At 69.5% G+C, this 14,393-nt stretch carries 15 protein-coding genes; 7 read left to right on the forward strand and 8 right to left on the reverse strand.

Annotation, left to right across the window (positions count from 1 at the left end):
- Positions 1–209: 209 nt before the first annotated feature.
- Together ACZ7MF_RS31075 and ACZ7MF_RS31080 are read right to left on the reverse strand one after the other, a co-directional pair.
- Complete coding sequence (locus ACZ7MF_RS31075) at positions 210–353, reverse strand: hypothetical protein (RefSeq protein ID WP_471481587.1); 144 nt, start codon at positions 351–353, stop codon at positions 210–212.
- Positions 354–415: 62 nt separating this feature from the next.
- Positions 416–904, reverse strand: a complete 489-nt coding sequence (locus ACZ7MF_RS31080) for a hypothetical protein (protein ID WP_471481858.1) — start codon at positions 902–904, stop codon at positions 416–418.
- A gap of 369 nt (positions 905–1,273) precedes the next feature.
- Here ACZ7MF_RS31080 and ACZ7MF_RS31085 point away from each other — a divergent pair, with 369 nt between their 5' ends.
- Positions 1,274–1,510 carry a peptidoglycan-binding domain-containing protein gene (locus ACZ7MF_RS31085; protein WP_471481588.1) on the forward strand — a complete coding sequence of 79 codons (237 nt, stop codon included), beginning with the start codon at positions 1,274–1,276 and terminating at the stop codon, positions 1,508–1,510.
- 312 nt (positions 1,511–1,822) lie between these two features.
- Here the strand turns inward: ACZ7MF_RS31085 and ACZ7MF_RS31090 are convergent, their stop codons facing one another.
- Positions 1,823–2,242, reverse strand: coding sequence for an SRPBCC family protein (locus ACZ7MF_RS31090; protein WP_471481589.1), 420 nt, complete (start codon positions 2,240–2,242; stop codon positions 1,823–1,825).
- A 53-nt stretch (positions 2,243–2,295) separates the two neighbouring features.
- Entirely contained in the window at positions 2,296–2,631 is a 336-nt protein-coding gene (locus ACZ7MF_RS31095) for a VOC family protein (protein ID WP_471481590.1), read from the reverse strand.
- Positions 2,632–2,713: 82 nt separating this feature from the next.
- Between ACZ7MF_RS31095 and ACZ7MF_RS31100 the strand changes: the two genes are divergently transcribed.
- Entirely contained in the window at positions 2,714–3,349 is a 636-nt protein-coding gene (locus ACZ7MF_RS31100; protein WP_471481591.1) for a CGNR zinc finger domain-containing protein, read from the forward strand.
- A gap of 185 nt (positions 3,350–3,534) precedes the next feature.
- Here the strand turns inward: ACZ7MF_RS31100 and ACZ7MF_RS31105 are convergent, their stop codons facing one another.
- Entirely contained in the window at positions 3,535–4,068 is a 534-nt protein-coding gene (locus tag ACZ7MF_RS31105) for a VOC family protein (protein ID WP_471481592.1), read from the reverse strand.
- Between the two features lie 94 nt (positions 4,069–4,162).
- Between ACZ7MF_RS31105 and ACZ7MF_RS31110 the strand changes: the two genes are divergently transcribed.
- Entirely contained in the window at positions 4,163–5,158 is a 996-nt protein-coding gene (locus ACZ7MF_RS31110) for a helix-turn-helix transcriptional regulator (protein WP_471481593.1), read from the forward strand.
- Between the two features lie 65 nt (positions 5,159–5,223).
- On the opposite strand, the gene ACZ7MF_RS31115 is transcribed toward ACZ7MF_RS31110, so the two are convergent.
- Entirely contained in the window at positions 5,224–7,284 is a 2,061-nt protein-coding gene (locus ACZ7MF_RS31115) for a Tn3 family transposase (RefSeq protein ID WP_471481594.1), read from the reverse strand.
- Between the two features lie 302 nt (positions 7,285–7,586).
- The gene (locus ACZ7MF_RS31120; protein ID WP_471481595.1) at positions 7,587–8,264 is read right to left on the reverse strand and encodes a DUF4158 domain-containing protein; all 678 of its coding nucleotides are present in this window, start codon (positions 8,262–8,264) and stop codon (positions 7,587–7,589) included.
- 173 nt (positions 8,265–8,437) lie between these two features.
- On the opposite strand from ACZ7MF_RS31120, the gene ACZ7MF_RS31125 reads away from it, so the two are divergent.
- The 4 genes from ACZ7MF_RS31125 to ACZ7MF_RS31140 all read left to right on the forward strand — a co-directional run bounded on the left by ACZ7MF_RS31125 (position 8,438) and on the right by ACZ7MF_RS31140 (position 13,113).
- Positions 8,438–9,382, forward strand: coding sequence for a hypothetical protein (locus ACZ7MF_RS31125; protein WP_471481596.1), 945 nt, complete (start codon positions 8,438–8,440; stop codon positions 9,380–9,382).
- A 1,142-nt stretch (positions 9,383–10,524) separates the two neighbouring features.
- Positions 10,525–11,136, forward strand: coding sequence for a hypothetical protein (locus ACZ7MF_RS31130; RefSeq protein WP_471481597.1), 612 nt, complete (start codon positions 10,525–10,527; stop codon positions 11,134–11,136).
- Positions 11,137–11,768: 632 nt separating this feature from the next.
- Positions 11,769–12,002, forward strand: coding sequence for a hypothetical protein (locus ACZ7MF_RS31135; RefSeq protein ID WP_471481598.1), 234 nt, complete (start codon positions 11,769–11,771; stop codon positions 12,000–12,002).
- A gap of 469 nt (positions 12,003–12,471) precedes the next feature.
- Positions 12,472–13,113, forward strand: a complete 642-nt coding sequence (locus ACZ7MF_RS31140) for a nucleotidyltransferase domain-containing protein (RefSeq protein ID WP_471481599.1) — start codon at positions 12,472–12,474, stop codon at positions 13,111–13,113.
- Between the two features lie 434 nt (positions 13,114–13,547).
- Here the strand turns inward: ACZ7MF_RS31140 and ACZ7MF_RS31145 are convergent, their stop codons facing one another.
- Positions 13,548–14,246 carry a type 1 glutamine amidotransferase domain-containing protein gene (locus tag ACZ7MF_RS31145; RefSeq protein ID WP_471481600.1) on the reverse strand — a complete coding sequence of 233 codons (699 nt, stop codon included), beginning with the start codon at positions 14,244–14,246 and terminating at the stop codon, positions 13,548–13,550.
- Positions 14,247–14,393 lie beyond the last annotated feature (147 nt).

Here is a 14,393-nt window from a genome sequence, read left to right on the forward strand (position 1 = left end):
GTGCGCGGGGGAGTGGCAGCCGCCGAGACCACCACTCGGGTACGGACCCGGGCCAGGGTCCGCATTGCACCTTGGAAGGCCACGGCGCATGAAGGACGACGGGCCCGCGCATGGAAGCCATCTGCCGCGACGCGTAGGCCTGGTGGTGGCTTCGGTCGTTGTTGCAGTTCCAGGGAGCGCACGTTCTGACGTCGACGTTCCTCAACCGCCTACTCCTGGCAGTCGGCGGCCGAGGCCAGTACGTCACTCGTCAGGGACGGCACCCGGCGGCCCACGTTGCCGTGCCTGCCGGGCTCCGGCTCCCGCACCCGGTGGAGGGGCGGACCGACCTCGCCCCACTCCACGGCGTACACAACGGCAGGGAGGCCGTCACCGAGGCGGACCCGGGCGCCGGGTGCGTGGTCGCTGCACCACCTCAGGCGCCGGTGCACTTCCAGGAGATGGCGGCGATAATAGACCCCTCGTTCGGGGCATAGGCCTCTCGCATCTCGGAGGGCATCGGTGCCGAGCCCAGGCTGATCTCCCACTCGCCGGATTGGAGTCTGAGGTAACCCATCTTCCCGTAGGTCTCATCGTCGGAGTAGTCAAGCGGACCCAGGGGCGACCACCCACGCTTCTGCAAGCGCCCGACGATCGCCTCGAATTCGGCTTTGCCGAGCACCCTCCGCGTGGGCGCCACGCCGTGCACGATGCAGGATCCGCTCTGTGGGGGCTGCATCTGGGGCTTGTGGGGCGCCACGGCGAACCTCAGGTCCCTCTCGACTTGCTGCAGGCTCCGCTCAGGGGCTTTGCTCTTCTGCGTTGCCGGGGATGCAGACGCCGCCTTGCTCTTGGCAGGCTTGGCCGCGGCGGCGTCTCCGTCCTGGCTTCCGCCGCACCCAGTGACAGCCAGGATGGAGATCATCACCGCGGACAGGCCGAGTCTTCGCACCGTTCCCCCTTCGAACGTTTGGCCGATCATGGCTGACGGCAGGCGCAGTGTGTCACGAGGGTCGATGACCTGTACATCCAGATCCGGGCGACGGTAGGCGTCTCAGCCGTCCACTCTGCTCCCTCCCTTATGGAGAAGGAGCGCAGCGATGGCGTGGGACGGTGTTCCCCGGTTCGTAGAAGGCACTCGTCGGCCGAGGCGCCCGCCTCGCGCCCACTGCTGGAACCAGCCGCCTGCCGACCGGCGTTGCTACGCCACACCGGTACGTGCTCCAGAAGCCTCAGCTCCGGCATCCCTCGATCCCGGCGAGTCCGAAAGGTTCCAGATGCGCGAACTTTACGCATGCCAGCTCCTGCTCACCGACCCGCAGGCCTCGCGGTCGACGGCGTCGTCGGCCCGGCGACCTGGCACCGGATCGTCGCCGGCACCACCCACGCCATCCCCGCGTCGGGCCGCGACGTCCGTCTGGACCACCGGCTGGCCCTCCAGCAGCGTGCCGCCGCCGGCATCAAGGCCCCGTCGGCCGTACCTCCCTCGACGGCGTCCGCGCCCGCACCGTCCAGGGCGTCATCGCCCTGAAGAAGGCCAGCCGCTGCACCATCACCATCACCATCACCGGCGGCACCGAGTCCGGCCACAGCAACGGCGCGTACTCCCATGCCAAGGGCTACAAGCTCGACCTGCGCACCCGCGACGAGGGCCGCTGCGTCACGGCCCTGTTCTCGTATAGCTGCCGCCAGGTGGCGTGTAGCGCTGAGTAACTACTCGGATGGTCCCGACGGTCTCGCCGCGAGTCGAGCGGTCCGGGTAGGGCCCCGGCCCTACGGTTCAACCCATGATGGCCGCGGCCCTACGGTTCAACCCATGAGTACTTCTTACTGACCCACGCTCCTAGCCGAGGTGCTCGCTGGAGGACTCCACCGTCTGCTTGAGGAGGTTCAGGCCGCGGTCCATTGCGGCGCCCATCGGGCTGGTGAGCTCGTCCGGTCGCACGTCGTGGATCCATACGAAACGGCTGCGGCCGTCCCCGTGCGGGACGACTTGCATGGACGCGTTGTCGTGCGCCGGCTGCATGGTGCCGTCGATGACCGAGAAGACGAGCCGGCGCAGCTCGTCGTCGTACGCGATGAGCCGCTCCCGCACCACGGTTCCGTCGGCGAACGTGACAGCCCTGACGTCCGGTTCGTCGAGTCGGCTGTCAGTGACGAAGCCCGGCGCCATCCGGATGGGCCCGTCGGTGAAGTCACTGATGATCGCCCACACGGCCGCGGGGTCGGCATCGATGATGATCTCTTTGTGCACGGAGGCCATATCTGTCTCTTTTCGTAGTGGTGGGAACCGGTCTCGCGCGGTGGCGAGCGCGTCTACGCGGCGACGACGCAGAACTGGTTGCCCTCGGGGTCGGCCAGCACGACCCAGCCGTCGAAACGCCGCACTTCGCTCGCGCCAACGGCCCGGATGCGGTCGACCTCGGCTGCCAGGTCGTCGGTGAACAGGTCCAGGTGGAGCCGGTTCTTGCCGTCCCGGCGTTCGGGGACGGCCTGCAGGGACAGGCCGGCGCCGCTCTTGACCGCGTCCTCCAGGTAGGTGGTGCCTTCGTCCGAGGACGCGACCTGGTAGCCCGTGACTGCCTGCCAGAAGGCGGTGCTACCGGCCAGGTCGTTGGTGTCGATGCAGATGTTGCCGATGCTGATGCTCACCAGCGAGCCCCCTATTAACCGACGTATCGGTTGCGTCGGTTAGGTAACCTACTATATTCGATAGCCGGGTAGACTGCGAGGCATGATGGACGATCCTGCTGTCGAGCCCGTGCCGGACAACCTCACAACCGGGACCGCGCCGCAGCCACTGCGTGTGATCGAGGAGTTCGTCAACACCCGCCGCCGGGACGGCGACGACATCGCGACTCCGCGACAACTGGCGACGTGGTTGCACGCCTGCGGCCTCCTGCCTGCCGGTACGGCGGTCAACGCCGAGCAGCGCGACCGCGCCGAACGCATCCGCGAGGGGCTGCGCGCGCTGATCGCCGAGAACAACGCCGAGCCGGTCGCCAGCCCACGCCCGGACGGCCTCAACCCCGCCGCCCGCGCCGAACTCGCCGACCTCACACGCGACTTCCCACTGATGCTCGACGTGACCGTCTCCCCGCCCCGGTTGGTCGCCCGCACCCCGGCGCCGGTGGAGGCGGCGCTGACCCGACTGCTCGCCGTTGTGGCCGAGGCCGCGGCGGACGGCACGTGGACGCGGCTCAAGGCCTGCCGGGAACCGAGCTGCCGATGGGCCTACTACGACCACTCCCGCAACCGGCGGCGGACTTGGTGCTCCATGGACATCTGCGGCAACCGCGCCAAAGCCCGCGCCTCCCACCACCGCAAGTCCGCTGCGCCCTTGACCGGGAGCCGGTCGGTGAACCGATGACGCCGGGCCGTCGTGCCGGGCGGAGCACGAAACACCACGATCACCGGCGCCAACGGCCGTCCCCGCGCGGAAGCAAGGCCGAAGCCGCTTCCGAACACGTGGCCCCGTTGAGAGCTCGGGGCAGGTGAGCGCAGGGGGTTGCGCGGCCGGCCCGCGGGGGCGTCGAGCGTCCTCGGTGTTCTCCGTCAGCCCGGCAGCCGGACCGGTGCGCTGCTCCGGCCCCGGACCCGGCCGCTGAGTTCGGCGTCCAAGGTCTCCTGGGCGACGCGCATGCCCGCCGCGAAGCCGGGCTCTTGCAGACGCTTCCACATCTCTTGTTCAGGGACGTCCTCGACGTGGGAGACCACCCACCAGATGTTGCCGAAGGGGTCCTTGATCCGGCCGCCCCGCTGCCCGAAGGCGTCGGAGGCGACAGGGGTGACGACGGTGCCGCCCACCTCGACGGCGCGGGCGAACGCCGCGTCGGCGTCGTGCACGAACACGCGCAGCAGGCTCGGCATGACGGGCCAGTCCGGACGCCGGTCGAAGGCGAGAACGACGGTGTCGCCCACGCGGATCTCGCCGTGGCCGATCAGCCCGTCCCCGGTGGCCACCCGGCCGAGTTCGGTGCCGTCGAATGCCTGGGAGACGTAGTCGAGGAAGGCTCCGGTGTCGTTGGTGACGACCCACGGCGCGACGCTGGTGTAGCCCTCGGGGGCGGCGCTGATCTGCTCGGACATCGTGATCCCGTTCCCTGGTCGCTCGGCTGTCGAAGACGAACCTAGGCAGGATCTAGGCTTGTTTCGGTCCTAGATGGCGTACATCCTCTGCATCATGTCCGGACCCACTTCGCGGTTGCTCTCGCTGCTCTCACTTCTGCAGACACCACGCACCTGGCCCGGGAGCGAACTGGCCGAACGGCTCGGCGTCACCCATCGCACGGTCCGGCGGGACGTCGAGCGGCTCCGCGAGATGGGCTATCCGGTCGAGGCCGACCTCGGCGCGCACGGCGGCTACCGGCTCGTCGCGGGCTCCGCACTGCCGCCACTGCTGCTGGAGGACGACGAGGCGGTCGCCGTCGCGCTGGGCCTGCGCACCGTCGCCGCGCAAGGACTGCCCGAACTGGAGGAGGCCGGGACCCGGGCCCTGGCGAAGCTGAGCACTTCCCTGCCCAGCCGCCTGCGCCACCGCGTCCGCGCCCTAGGCGGCTCAGTCTCGGGCTGGATGCCTCCCGGCCGCACCGCCGACCCCGACGTCCTCACCGCTCTCGCCACCGCCGTCGCGGGCGGGGAGCGGCTGCGGATGCGCTACCGGGACCGGGAAGGCGAGATGACCACCCGGCACGTCGAACCGCAGCGGCTGGTCAGCGCTCACCGCCACTGGTACCTGTTCGCCTTCGACATCAACCGCCAAGCCTGGCACACCTTCCGAGCCGATCGCATCCAGACTCCGCGCGGCACGGGCGCCCGCACCTCCCGGCGCCTGTCCGAGGAAGACCTGCAAACCCACCTCGCGCGGGCCGCCCTGGCCATGGCGCCGGTCCACCGTGCCGACGCGACCCTTCAGCTTTCCCTCGCCACAGCGACGACCCGGCTCCAGGACCACCTCGGCGACGGCACGCTCACCCCCGAAGGCGACCGGACACGATGGCGCAGCGCCTACGACACCGTCGAATGGCTCGCGCTCCGCCTCCTGTCCCTCGACTGCCCCTTCGAGGTCCATAGCCCGCCGGCCCTACGCGCCCACCTCGACCGCATCCACGACCACACCCGCAACACCGCGGCCAGAAAGGAAACCCTGTCAGAGCAAGAGCCCGACAAAGAGGCTTGACGACGCAGGGGAGGCCGCCCCGGGCATCCTGGAGCGCGGCCCCGTAGGCACCGCCCCGGCGCTCCTCATACCGGGGCGACTGCCCCCTCGTCCTGCGGACCGCGCTGACCGGGCAGCGTCGCCCGTACGGACAGGTCCAGATCGAGGCGGCTGTTCATGTCCAGCTCGAACCGGCCGTACGGATTCACATGGGTCCAGAAGAGCGGGGACAGAGCCCGGCGGTCCGCGTCGGTGAGCTTGTCCGCCCACTTCGGATCGGCCAGGACCTCCTGCATCAGCAGCGTGTTGACGTGTCCCAAAGCGGACTGGAGCAGGTGCAGCGCGAGCATGCTGACTTCCTGGGACTCCTTGTCCACACCGGCCAGGTCACCGTCCTTGCCGTAGAAGAGGTCCTTGTTCGCGGAGTTCCAGTTCTCCACCACCTGCAACCCCTCGTGGATCTCCTGGCGCATCTCGACGTCGGCGAGGTAGTCGCAGACGAACGAGGCCCGTACCGCCCGCCCGAGTTCCTCGATCGCCCGGTACGTCGGATGCTTGGGCCCGCCCCGGGTGAAGCGCCGCAGGACCTGCTCGGCCTCGGCGGTGCCCAGGCGCAGGGCGGTGGTGTACTTCACGATCTGGTCGTACTGCTGGGCGATCAGGTCCCAGTCGATCGTCTTGGTGGAGAGCACCGGGCCCAGGTTCGGCCACGTCTCGTCCTGACCGGCTGCCGGCCGGTACAGCTTCGCCGAGCCGATGTTCTTCAGCCTCGGCATCAGCTTGAAGTCGAGCATGTGGGCGAACGCGAACCCGACGATGGAGGCGCCGTGCGTATCGGTGTACTGCCGGTCGACCTCCATGTCGGTGCAGTGCCTCAGGACGCCCTCGATCATCGAGGCGACCTCAGAGGCCGAACAAGACTTGAGCTGGGAGTAGATGCAGACGGACTTCCGCTCCACGTGCCAAAAGATCATCACCCCGGGGCCCCGGTAGCGCCGGTGCCACTCGGTCATCAGGTTCGAGGACCAGGCGCCGAACTTGCGACTGTCAGAGGCGCACGCCGTGCCGGTGCCCCACCACATCTCATCGCGGACGGCGAACGTGGAGTTCACCAGCTTCCGCAGCGCCGCCCTCATGTTGTCCCGGTTGACGAACAGGTGCCGCACCCTGCGCAGCGTCGCCTCGCTCTCGCCGTGCTTGCCGGTCACCGCGACCCGCTTGATCCCCATGTTCGTGCCCAGTCCGAACAGGACCAGCAGCAGCCGACGCCGCAGCACATCCCTCGACAGCATCTCCCTGGTGGCCACCGAGGTGAACTCGGCGATGAAGTCCGTGTCGAACTCGGCGTACTTCAGGATGTCCAGCAGGTCGATGGTGCCCCAGCGCCGCTCGATCTCGCCCTTGACCGCCACCAGCGACTGGGGTTCCTTCTGCTTGCCGCGCGGGGAGACCCTGATCCACGGCTCGCCGTGCTTCCTGACGATCGCGACCCCGCCCGTCGTGCCCTCCGCCAACGCCTGCTCGAAGCGGTCCAGCGAGGTGCGGAGCTTGCTTTGGAGGGTGGCGATAAGCTCCCCGGCGTCCTGCGGCTGGCCCAGCGCGGCGTAGTGCACGTCCCGGTTGTCCTCGAAGTCCGCGGGCAGCTCATCTTCCGGGTCACGCCACCGGTTCGCCCCCACCACCCAGATCTCCCGCCGGCGCACCGCGTCCCGCAAAGCGACCAGCACGCACAGCTCGTACGGGATGCGCTCGATGCGGCCCTTGTCGTCCACCGCCGCCGCCCGCCACTGCTCAGGCACCACCCCCGCCAGCGGCACGCTCTCCGCCGGGTCGAAGAACGCGCCCTCCTTCAGCGGCTGGTCCAGGTAGCGCTGGAGCAGATCGATCGCGTCCATCACCGGCCGGTAGGAGGTGTTGTTGCACTTCAGCTCCAGCACGCCCAGCAAAGGGGAGAGCATCCGGCGCCAGTGCGCCGAGTACGACGACCGCAACACCGTACGCACCCTCGCCTTGTAGCGGGCCTCGTTGGCCGCGGCCTCCGCCGCCAGGGCCTTGAGCGTCTTCTCCCCGCCGACGTCCGGATAGATCACCCGCCGTACCGTGCCCGACGGCTCCGACAGCGCCGCCTCCGCGACCCGCAGCAGCATGCCCCCCCTTGCCCCGGATCTTCTTCAGCTCGGCGTTCAGCTCCTTGTCGACCTTCCGCTCCGCCCGCGTGTTGATCTTCAAAACAAGCTGGATGAACAGGTCCACCAGCGAATCGGTGATCTCCGTCTGCCGCACATGACACAGCGCGGCCAGCAGCGTCAGCCGCCGCGGCGGCTTCATCCGCTCCAGGTTCGCCGGGTACTCCTTCGACGCCCGCGCCCGCCACGCGTCCACCAGCTTCTCCGACACGTCCGCGACAAGTCCGCCGGCAGCTCCAGCCGCTGCACCCGCTTCAGCTTGTTCACCTCCGCCAGCAGGCTCTCCAGCCCCGGTGCCCCGGGTCGGCCTTCAGCTCGGCGAAGTGCGACCGCCCGCCACCCGACACCGCGCCTTCTCCGGCCGCTCCCTCGTCCGTCTCGTCCTCGCTGCCGGCGACCAGGTCCTCCAGACGCGAGCGCGTCGTGTGCGAGATCCGCTCCACCCTGCTGCGACAGAACCGGGCCTCGAAGTCCTTGACCGTCTTGCCCACCAGCCGCCCGACCCGCCCCGGCGCCGGCGGCTCGATGTGCTCGTTACGACACCGGGCCACCACCGCCGCCGCCAACCGCTCTCGCGACAGCTCCACCGGACGCAGCTCAGTGGCCAGCCACTCGGCCAGCCGCTCCTGGTCCTCCTCGGTGTTCGCCCGGAACCCGTACGCCTCCCGGATCTCCTTGCGGTGCCGCTTGATCCGATCGCCCTGCCAGTCGTAGTCCGCCCACGCACCAGCAGGAACCTTCACCTGCTGGGCCACGTACTCCACCGCCGCCGCGGGCATCTCCTTGGCGGCCTCCGGGAACCGGGCCTCCACCTCGAAAAACTTGAGCAACAACGCGAACCCAAGCCGGGTCGCCCCGGACTTGTTCCTGATCTTCTTCCTGTCGTCTTCGAGCAGCGTCCAGACCTCAATCAGGACTTCCGGCTCCCAGTCCTGCCGCATCCGCCCCACCCCTTCCCCGTCACTCGTTCAGCTCAACGAGACGGCCAGAGCCGGGAAACGAGGTCCACGGCGGCTACTCAGAGCTACACACCACCTGGCGGCAGCTATACGAGAACAGGGCCGTCAGCTTCGTCACCACCGACGAACGCGGACGCAGGCCCATCTCGCCCACCATGGCCGAGCGGTACGTGGACGCGCTCACCGTCGTCCAGGAACTGGCCGACGGCAACACCCCGGACGGCGCCCGGGCCCGGCTGTCCGAACTCAAGGGCATGGCCAACCGCTGCCTGCGCCTGGACCAGCACGACTGGCTGGACGTCTGGCGCGTCCTCGGCTCCCCGGACCGGGACCGCCTCGCCCTGTTGCGCGACCTCGCCGCGAACACCAACCGCACGCTCGCCTCCAATACCCCCGACCTGGACCGGCTCCGGGCGGAGCTGCAGCGCAGCGGCTGGGCCGACGCCCTGGCCCAGGCACGCCGGACGCTGGAGCAACGCCTCGCGTCCACAGCAGCCGGCCGCCCGGTGGAGGAAGCCCGGGACACGGAGCCCACTGCTGCGTCGGCCCCCGACCCCACACCGCCCGCACCGCCACAGCAGCTCGAGCAGCCCGAACCGGAGGAGAACCGCCCCATGCCCAGCACCGCCACCGGCATCGCCGCACCGACGCCCGAACCGATGGCCGGCCCCGGCACGGACCTGCTCCGGTTCCTGGAGAACGCGGCCGCGGCCGACCGCGTCTGCAAGACCCACGAGGCGGTGCGCTTCGAGCTGCTGGCGGTACTGTTCCGGGCCGACCGCCAGCCGAAGGCCGACTCACCGGTCGTCGACGCCGGCTGCACCACCGAGCACGGCCACTTCCTCTACGAGGTCCTGGGCGCGGGTCTCTCCACGTGCGCCGACCTCCGCTCGGGAGCCGCCCGCCTCCACGAGATCAACCACACCCTGCAGCCGACCGCCGACCGCCTCTACCTGGTGCTGTCCCAGCCGCCCGCCGAGGACTGGTCGGCCGCCGCCGTTCACGACGTCTTCGGCGTCCACGTCCTGTGGCGCACCCCGCAGGGCTGGGGCGGCCAGGACACCGCAACCGCTCTCGGCCTCGATCGCGGACCGGCCTGAACTCGCCGGTCGGCGCGCCCCCTGAGCGGTGTTCCGCCGGGACGGGGCGCGCCGACCGTATCCGGAGTCCCTGCCGTGGTTGTGCGCCCGAAACCTCGGGCAGCGTAGAACGTGGTCCGACCCGGGGCCTGCCGCCCCGCCGAGCCCGCCGGGAGTGCTGGTACGCAGAGACCTACGGACGTGGAAGGTCGCCGTTGCCGAGGAAATCCGCCACGCGCCCCGCCCTGCGGCCGGCCTCTTCGAGCGCCTGCCCGAGGACGAACGGCCAGCCGCCTGGCGTCGCCATCCTGGACGACCACCCCACCCGCACGGATCTGGACGAGGCGGAGCGCCGGGCGGACCACGCCGGGCCCAAAGGGCTCCGTACTGGTCGCCGCTCGCGGCCGACGGCTTCCTGTACCGGCACATCGCCCGTGCGTTCCGGGTTTCCCCGTCGACCGCATGGGCGTGGGCGCAACGGGACACGGAGCAAATGGCACCAGGGCTGCAGCTCGGAGGCCCTGGCGGCCACCCGCGCGCTCCCGCCCCTGGAAGACCGCAAGGCCCCCCCGGCCGCCCCTACGGCGCGACAGGAGACATCCGTAGACCCGACGAGGAGTTCGCCGTCTGGGCACAGGCCTGCTTCGGCTCGACCAGGAGGGCTTGGCGGAGCTGCTGGATGCCGCCGACAGCCTCGACTGGACCGAGCTGGACGTGTCCGCTGACGTTGACCAAGTCGCCGCGCTACTGGACGACCTCCCCGACGAGGTCCCCGGCGCCTGACCCGCCGTGAAGGGCGGCCCGCGCGTTCGGTGAGGTGACCGCCTTGATGCGGGCACGACCTAGAACCCTGAAAACAGATGGGCCCAAGATTTTTGCCGGTTGATGCCCCTGCCGAGGCCGAGAAAGAGAAGGCGCAAACCACGAGTTTGAGGAGCAGCCCCGTGACTGGCACCCACCGACCCCCCTTCCCAGCGTCGCCTACCGATCGAACTGAGCCCGTACCCGTGCTCCCCAGGCAGCCCGACACCCTGCCGGGCCTGTTGGTCATTAGCTCCGACGGGAGTGCCCGCCTGGAGGCCGAGGACTACGCCAGCGAGAGCTTCACTCGAAGTTGCCCCGTTATGGGAAGAGACAGGTTCGTCCAAGAAGGCGAGACCGCCGTGGCAACCCCCGTCTACTGGGCCCTTCAAGCTCGGGACTGGGCCAAAGGCACTGGCTGCGGGTGCAGCGGCGCGGAGAACTTCGCCCGCCGTGAGCTGATCCTGCCGAGCGGGCCGCAGTGGGACCAGGCGGTCAGCACAGCGTTGCTCGGCGACTGGATTGAACCTCTGCTCGCTGGCGAACGCCTCGACAAGACCGTCTACAGTCGCATCAAGACCGAGGCTCACACGGTCCATCGGCAACTGGTCCCGCTGTGGCGCCGTCGCGTTCGCAGCACCCGTATCGCGCTGCTGGAAACCCCCATCGGGGAGAACCTCACCCTTCTCGATCTGGTGGTCGGCGACCTCCGGATGGACGACCTGGTTTTCGAGTCAGCCTTCGACGACGAGCGCATCAACGCAGTGTTGGCCCAACTCTCCCTGACCGAGCGGCGTGTGGCGATGGCCTGGGCCCACCCGTCCATCGCCACGTGGACCGAGGCAGCCCGTTACGTCGGCACAGCGGACCCTGAGGCCTTTGGTGACCGGGTGCGGCGCAAACTTAAGCGGCTGGGAACGCGCTACACCACCCGCACTCACGCCGCTGCCACGACCCGGGACGGTGCCTGGTGAGGCGCTGCGGCCACCAGCGCCCCGTCTACCTGAGAATGCCTGGCGGTCCCGCCATAACGGCCCTGCTGGGCACCGGATCGGCGGGCGCTTCGCTCGCGAGCGGTGCACTCCCGGCCAGCTCCCCCCTGGCGTGGCCCCTGGTGGCACTCGCCCTCGGCTCCATGGCCTATGACCTCGGCGTCCGAGTGCTGGCACGCTGGCAGTAGTGACCTGTCTGGGGACCTGGAGGCGCTCCGGGTCCCCGGCCGGGAGTCGGAGGCGATCGATGCCGCCACCCGGGCGGAGGACGCGGCCACGGACGACGCCGACGGTCAGGCATCCGCAGCGCCGGCCCTCGTGCTGGCCCTTGGCCGGTCCAGGCGGCGCGGCCGCGCGGAACGAGCGGCACATCGATCCCTGCAGGCCGTCAGGCGCACCCACAGGCGGTCCTGTACCGCGCCATACGCAACAGACTCAGGAGCGAGGATTTGGCGTAGCGCCCGCAGGGTCACACCGACACCTGAGCACTCCGAGGGAGCCGCCGCCGGCGCGGGCGCGGGTTGGTTACTTCGGGTGAGGAGTGCAGTGTCCAGGGTCCGGCCCGGAGTACGTATGTTCGTCCCGGGGCGCGCGCAGCGCCTCGGGACAGGAGAATGCCGGTGGACGTCGTCGCGGTCATGGAAGCGCTGGCTGGACAGGGAGTAACGGTGTTGGTCAAGGCCGACGCCGAGCGGATGGCGGAGAGGCGGAAGCCTTGGACCTTCGTCGCCAGTGGAACCCCGTTGCGCGAGGACATCCTTGTGCGAACTGATGCCGTGTCGATGGAGCAATGCCTCGCAGCGTGCTTGCCGCGTCTCCGGGAGCTGGGCTTTTTGATCCCTGAGTGAGGAAGCGCCGCTGCGGTTCACCGTGTGTGGTCGCCGGGGAGTATCGGCTCCGAGTTCCTGCGGCTTCGGTGACTAGGCGGGTGGCGGTTTCTTGTCGTCGTAGCCGATTCCGTTCGGATACGACGCGAGGGACAAAGACGTGCCGTCGCGACGCCGGTGACGGTGGGCACGGCCTGGAGCGGCGGTCCGATGCCGTTGTCCGCGAGCAGTTCGTCCAAGAGCCTCCCGCGCTCGGCGTACGGAGGTCCGCAGCTGTCTGCGACGGGGTGGTCGACGAGGCCGAAGAGGGAAGCGCGCAGGTTCGCGGAATCTCGGTCCCTCGGAAAGGGGAACTCGCGCGTTGGCCTGTTTCCCGGCGGTATTGCTCACGGGTTAGAGGCACGCACCGTCTACGGCTCCAGGTTCCGCCGGCCTGCTTCATCGATCGTGGCCCGGGGGCTCCCTTCGAGACCGCTGATAGATTCCCGCGGTGAGCGAGCAACTGCCCAGCGGCGGCATGGAACTGTCACCCGGCGAGATCGAGGCCCTCGACGCCAGGTGGTCTTCATGCTGGACCCCGAGTGAGGTCGCGCAGCGGCTGGCCGGGATCGAGACACCCTGGTACGTGGCCGCGGGCTGGGCGCTGGACCTGTTCCGCGGCAGGCAGACGCGCGCTCATGGGGACATCGAGATCGCGATTCCAGCCGCGAGCTTTCCCGAGGTACGCCACCGTTTTCCGGGATACGTCTTCGACGCAGTCGGCAGGGGCCGGATCTGGGAGGACGCCACACCGGAGGTACTGGGCGCAGTGCACCAGACATGGGTCCGCGATCCGGGCACCGGAAACTACCTGCTCGATGTCTTCCGCGAACCACACGACGGCGACACCTGGATCTGCCGCCGCGATGACAAGGTCCGGCTTCCTTACAACGACATCATCCACCACACCCGAGACGGCATCCCGTATCTGGCTCCCGAGCTGGTCCTGCTGTTCAAGGCCAAACACGCCCGCCGAAAAGATCAATCAGACTTCGAAGCGGCTCTCCCTCACATGTCCCCAGCTCAGCGCGAGGCCCTGGTGGAGCTACTCGACCGCGTACACCCGGAGCATCCCTGGATTGCGGATCTCTAGCCGGCTCCTGTTGCGCTCGCTCAACTTCGCTGGTTCGCCGAACAAGCCGGCCTGCGCGCACGGCCATGTGAAAGCCGATCAGAGCGGGGCTGCGACGAGCTGGGCAGCGCCGCCCGGCTGTGGACATTGCTGTGACTCATCTGCCGGTCATGAGCCAAGTAGGGCGTCGAGTGCGTCCGCGGTGCCGGCATCGGCGACCCGGGCCACCGGTTCGCCCGTCGCGGGGTTCTCCACGGGGAACGTGGCGCCGCCGGCTGCGGGCAGCCACCTTCCGCCGATCAGTAGCCCCTGCGGCAGAGCATCAACGCCACAGGGGCGTGGCGTGCGGTTCGTCATGGTGGTCTTTCACCCGTCGTCGAAGGAGGAAAAGCACGAGGTGCGGTCCGGGCCGCCGCTGCCTGGAGGAGCGGGCGGCAGCGGCCCGGGGCGAGGGGTCAGCCCGCTGCCAGCGCGGTGTTGATCGCGTCGGCCATCGGCGTGCTGGAAGCCGGGTTCTGGCCGGTGAAGAGGTTGGCGTCCTGGATGGTGAATGCCTGGTAGGGCTCACCCTGCTCGTGCCGGGCGCCCATCTCGCGCAGACGGCTCGCCAGCAGCCACGGAGCGTTGTCGGCGGTGCCGAACAGGCGCTCCTCCTCGTCGGTGAACGCGGCCATCCGCCGACCGGAGAAGATCCACTTGCCCTGCTCGTCGACCGCGGACAGCAAGGCGGCCGGACCGTGGCACACCGCGCCGACGATCTTGCCGGCGCGATCGGCATCGATCAGCAGCCGGCCCAGGTTCGCGTCCTGGAAGAGGTCGACCACGGGGCCGTGCCCGCCCGGCAGCACCACGGCGTCGTAATCGGAGGCCGAGACCTCCTCCAGCTTCAGCAGCGGCCCGAAGTCGCTGAGCGCCTTCTGAGCGTGGGCCACGTGCCGGGCACAGTCCTCACCGGCGATCGCCGGGTCGGCGCTGTGCTTGTCCAGCGGCTGCAGCACACCTCCGGGGGAGGCGAAGCCGACAGTGTGGCCGGCACCGACGAATGCCTCGTGCGGCGCGGCGAGCTCCTCCGCCCAGTAGCCCGTGGGGTACCGCGAGCCGTCGGTGCGCTCCCACACGGCGGCTGCGGACATGACGATCAGAATGCGGCTCATGACTTTTCCTCGGCTTCTCGCTGTCAGCCGGTCACACCACCTGCGGGACCGGGGCGGGCGGGGCGGGTGGTTCTGGCGCCCCCCCCCAGCCGCCCACCCCGGCCCCCCCGAAGTGGCTCCCCCGGGTACTGGCCCTTCTTCGTTCCC

Source organism: Streptomyces sp. NPDC111628, from assembly GCF_055635195.1.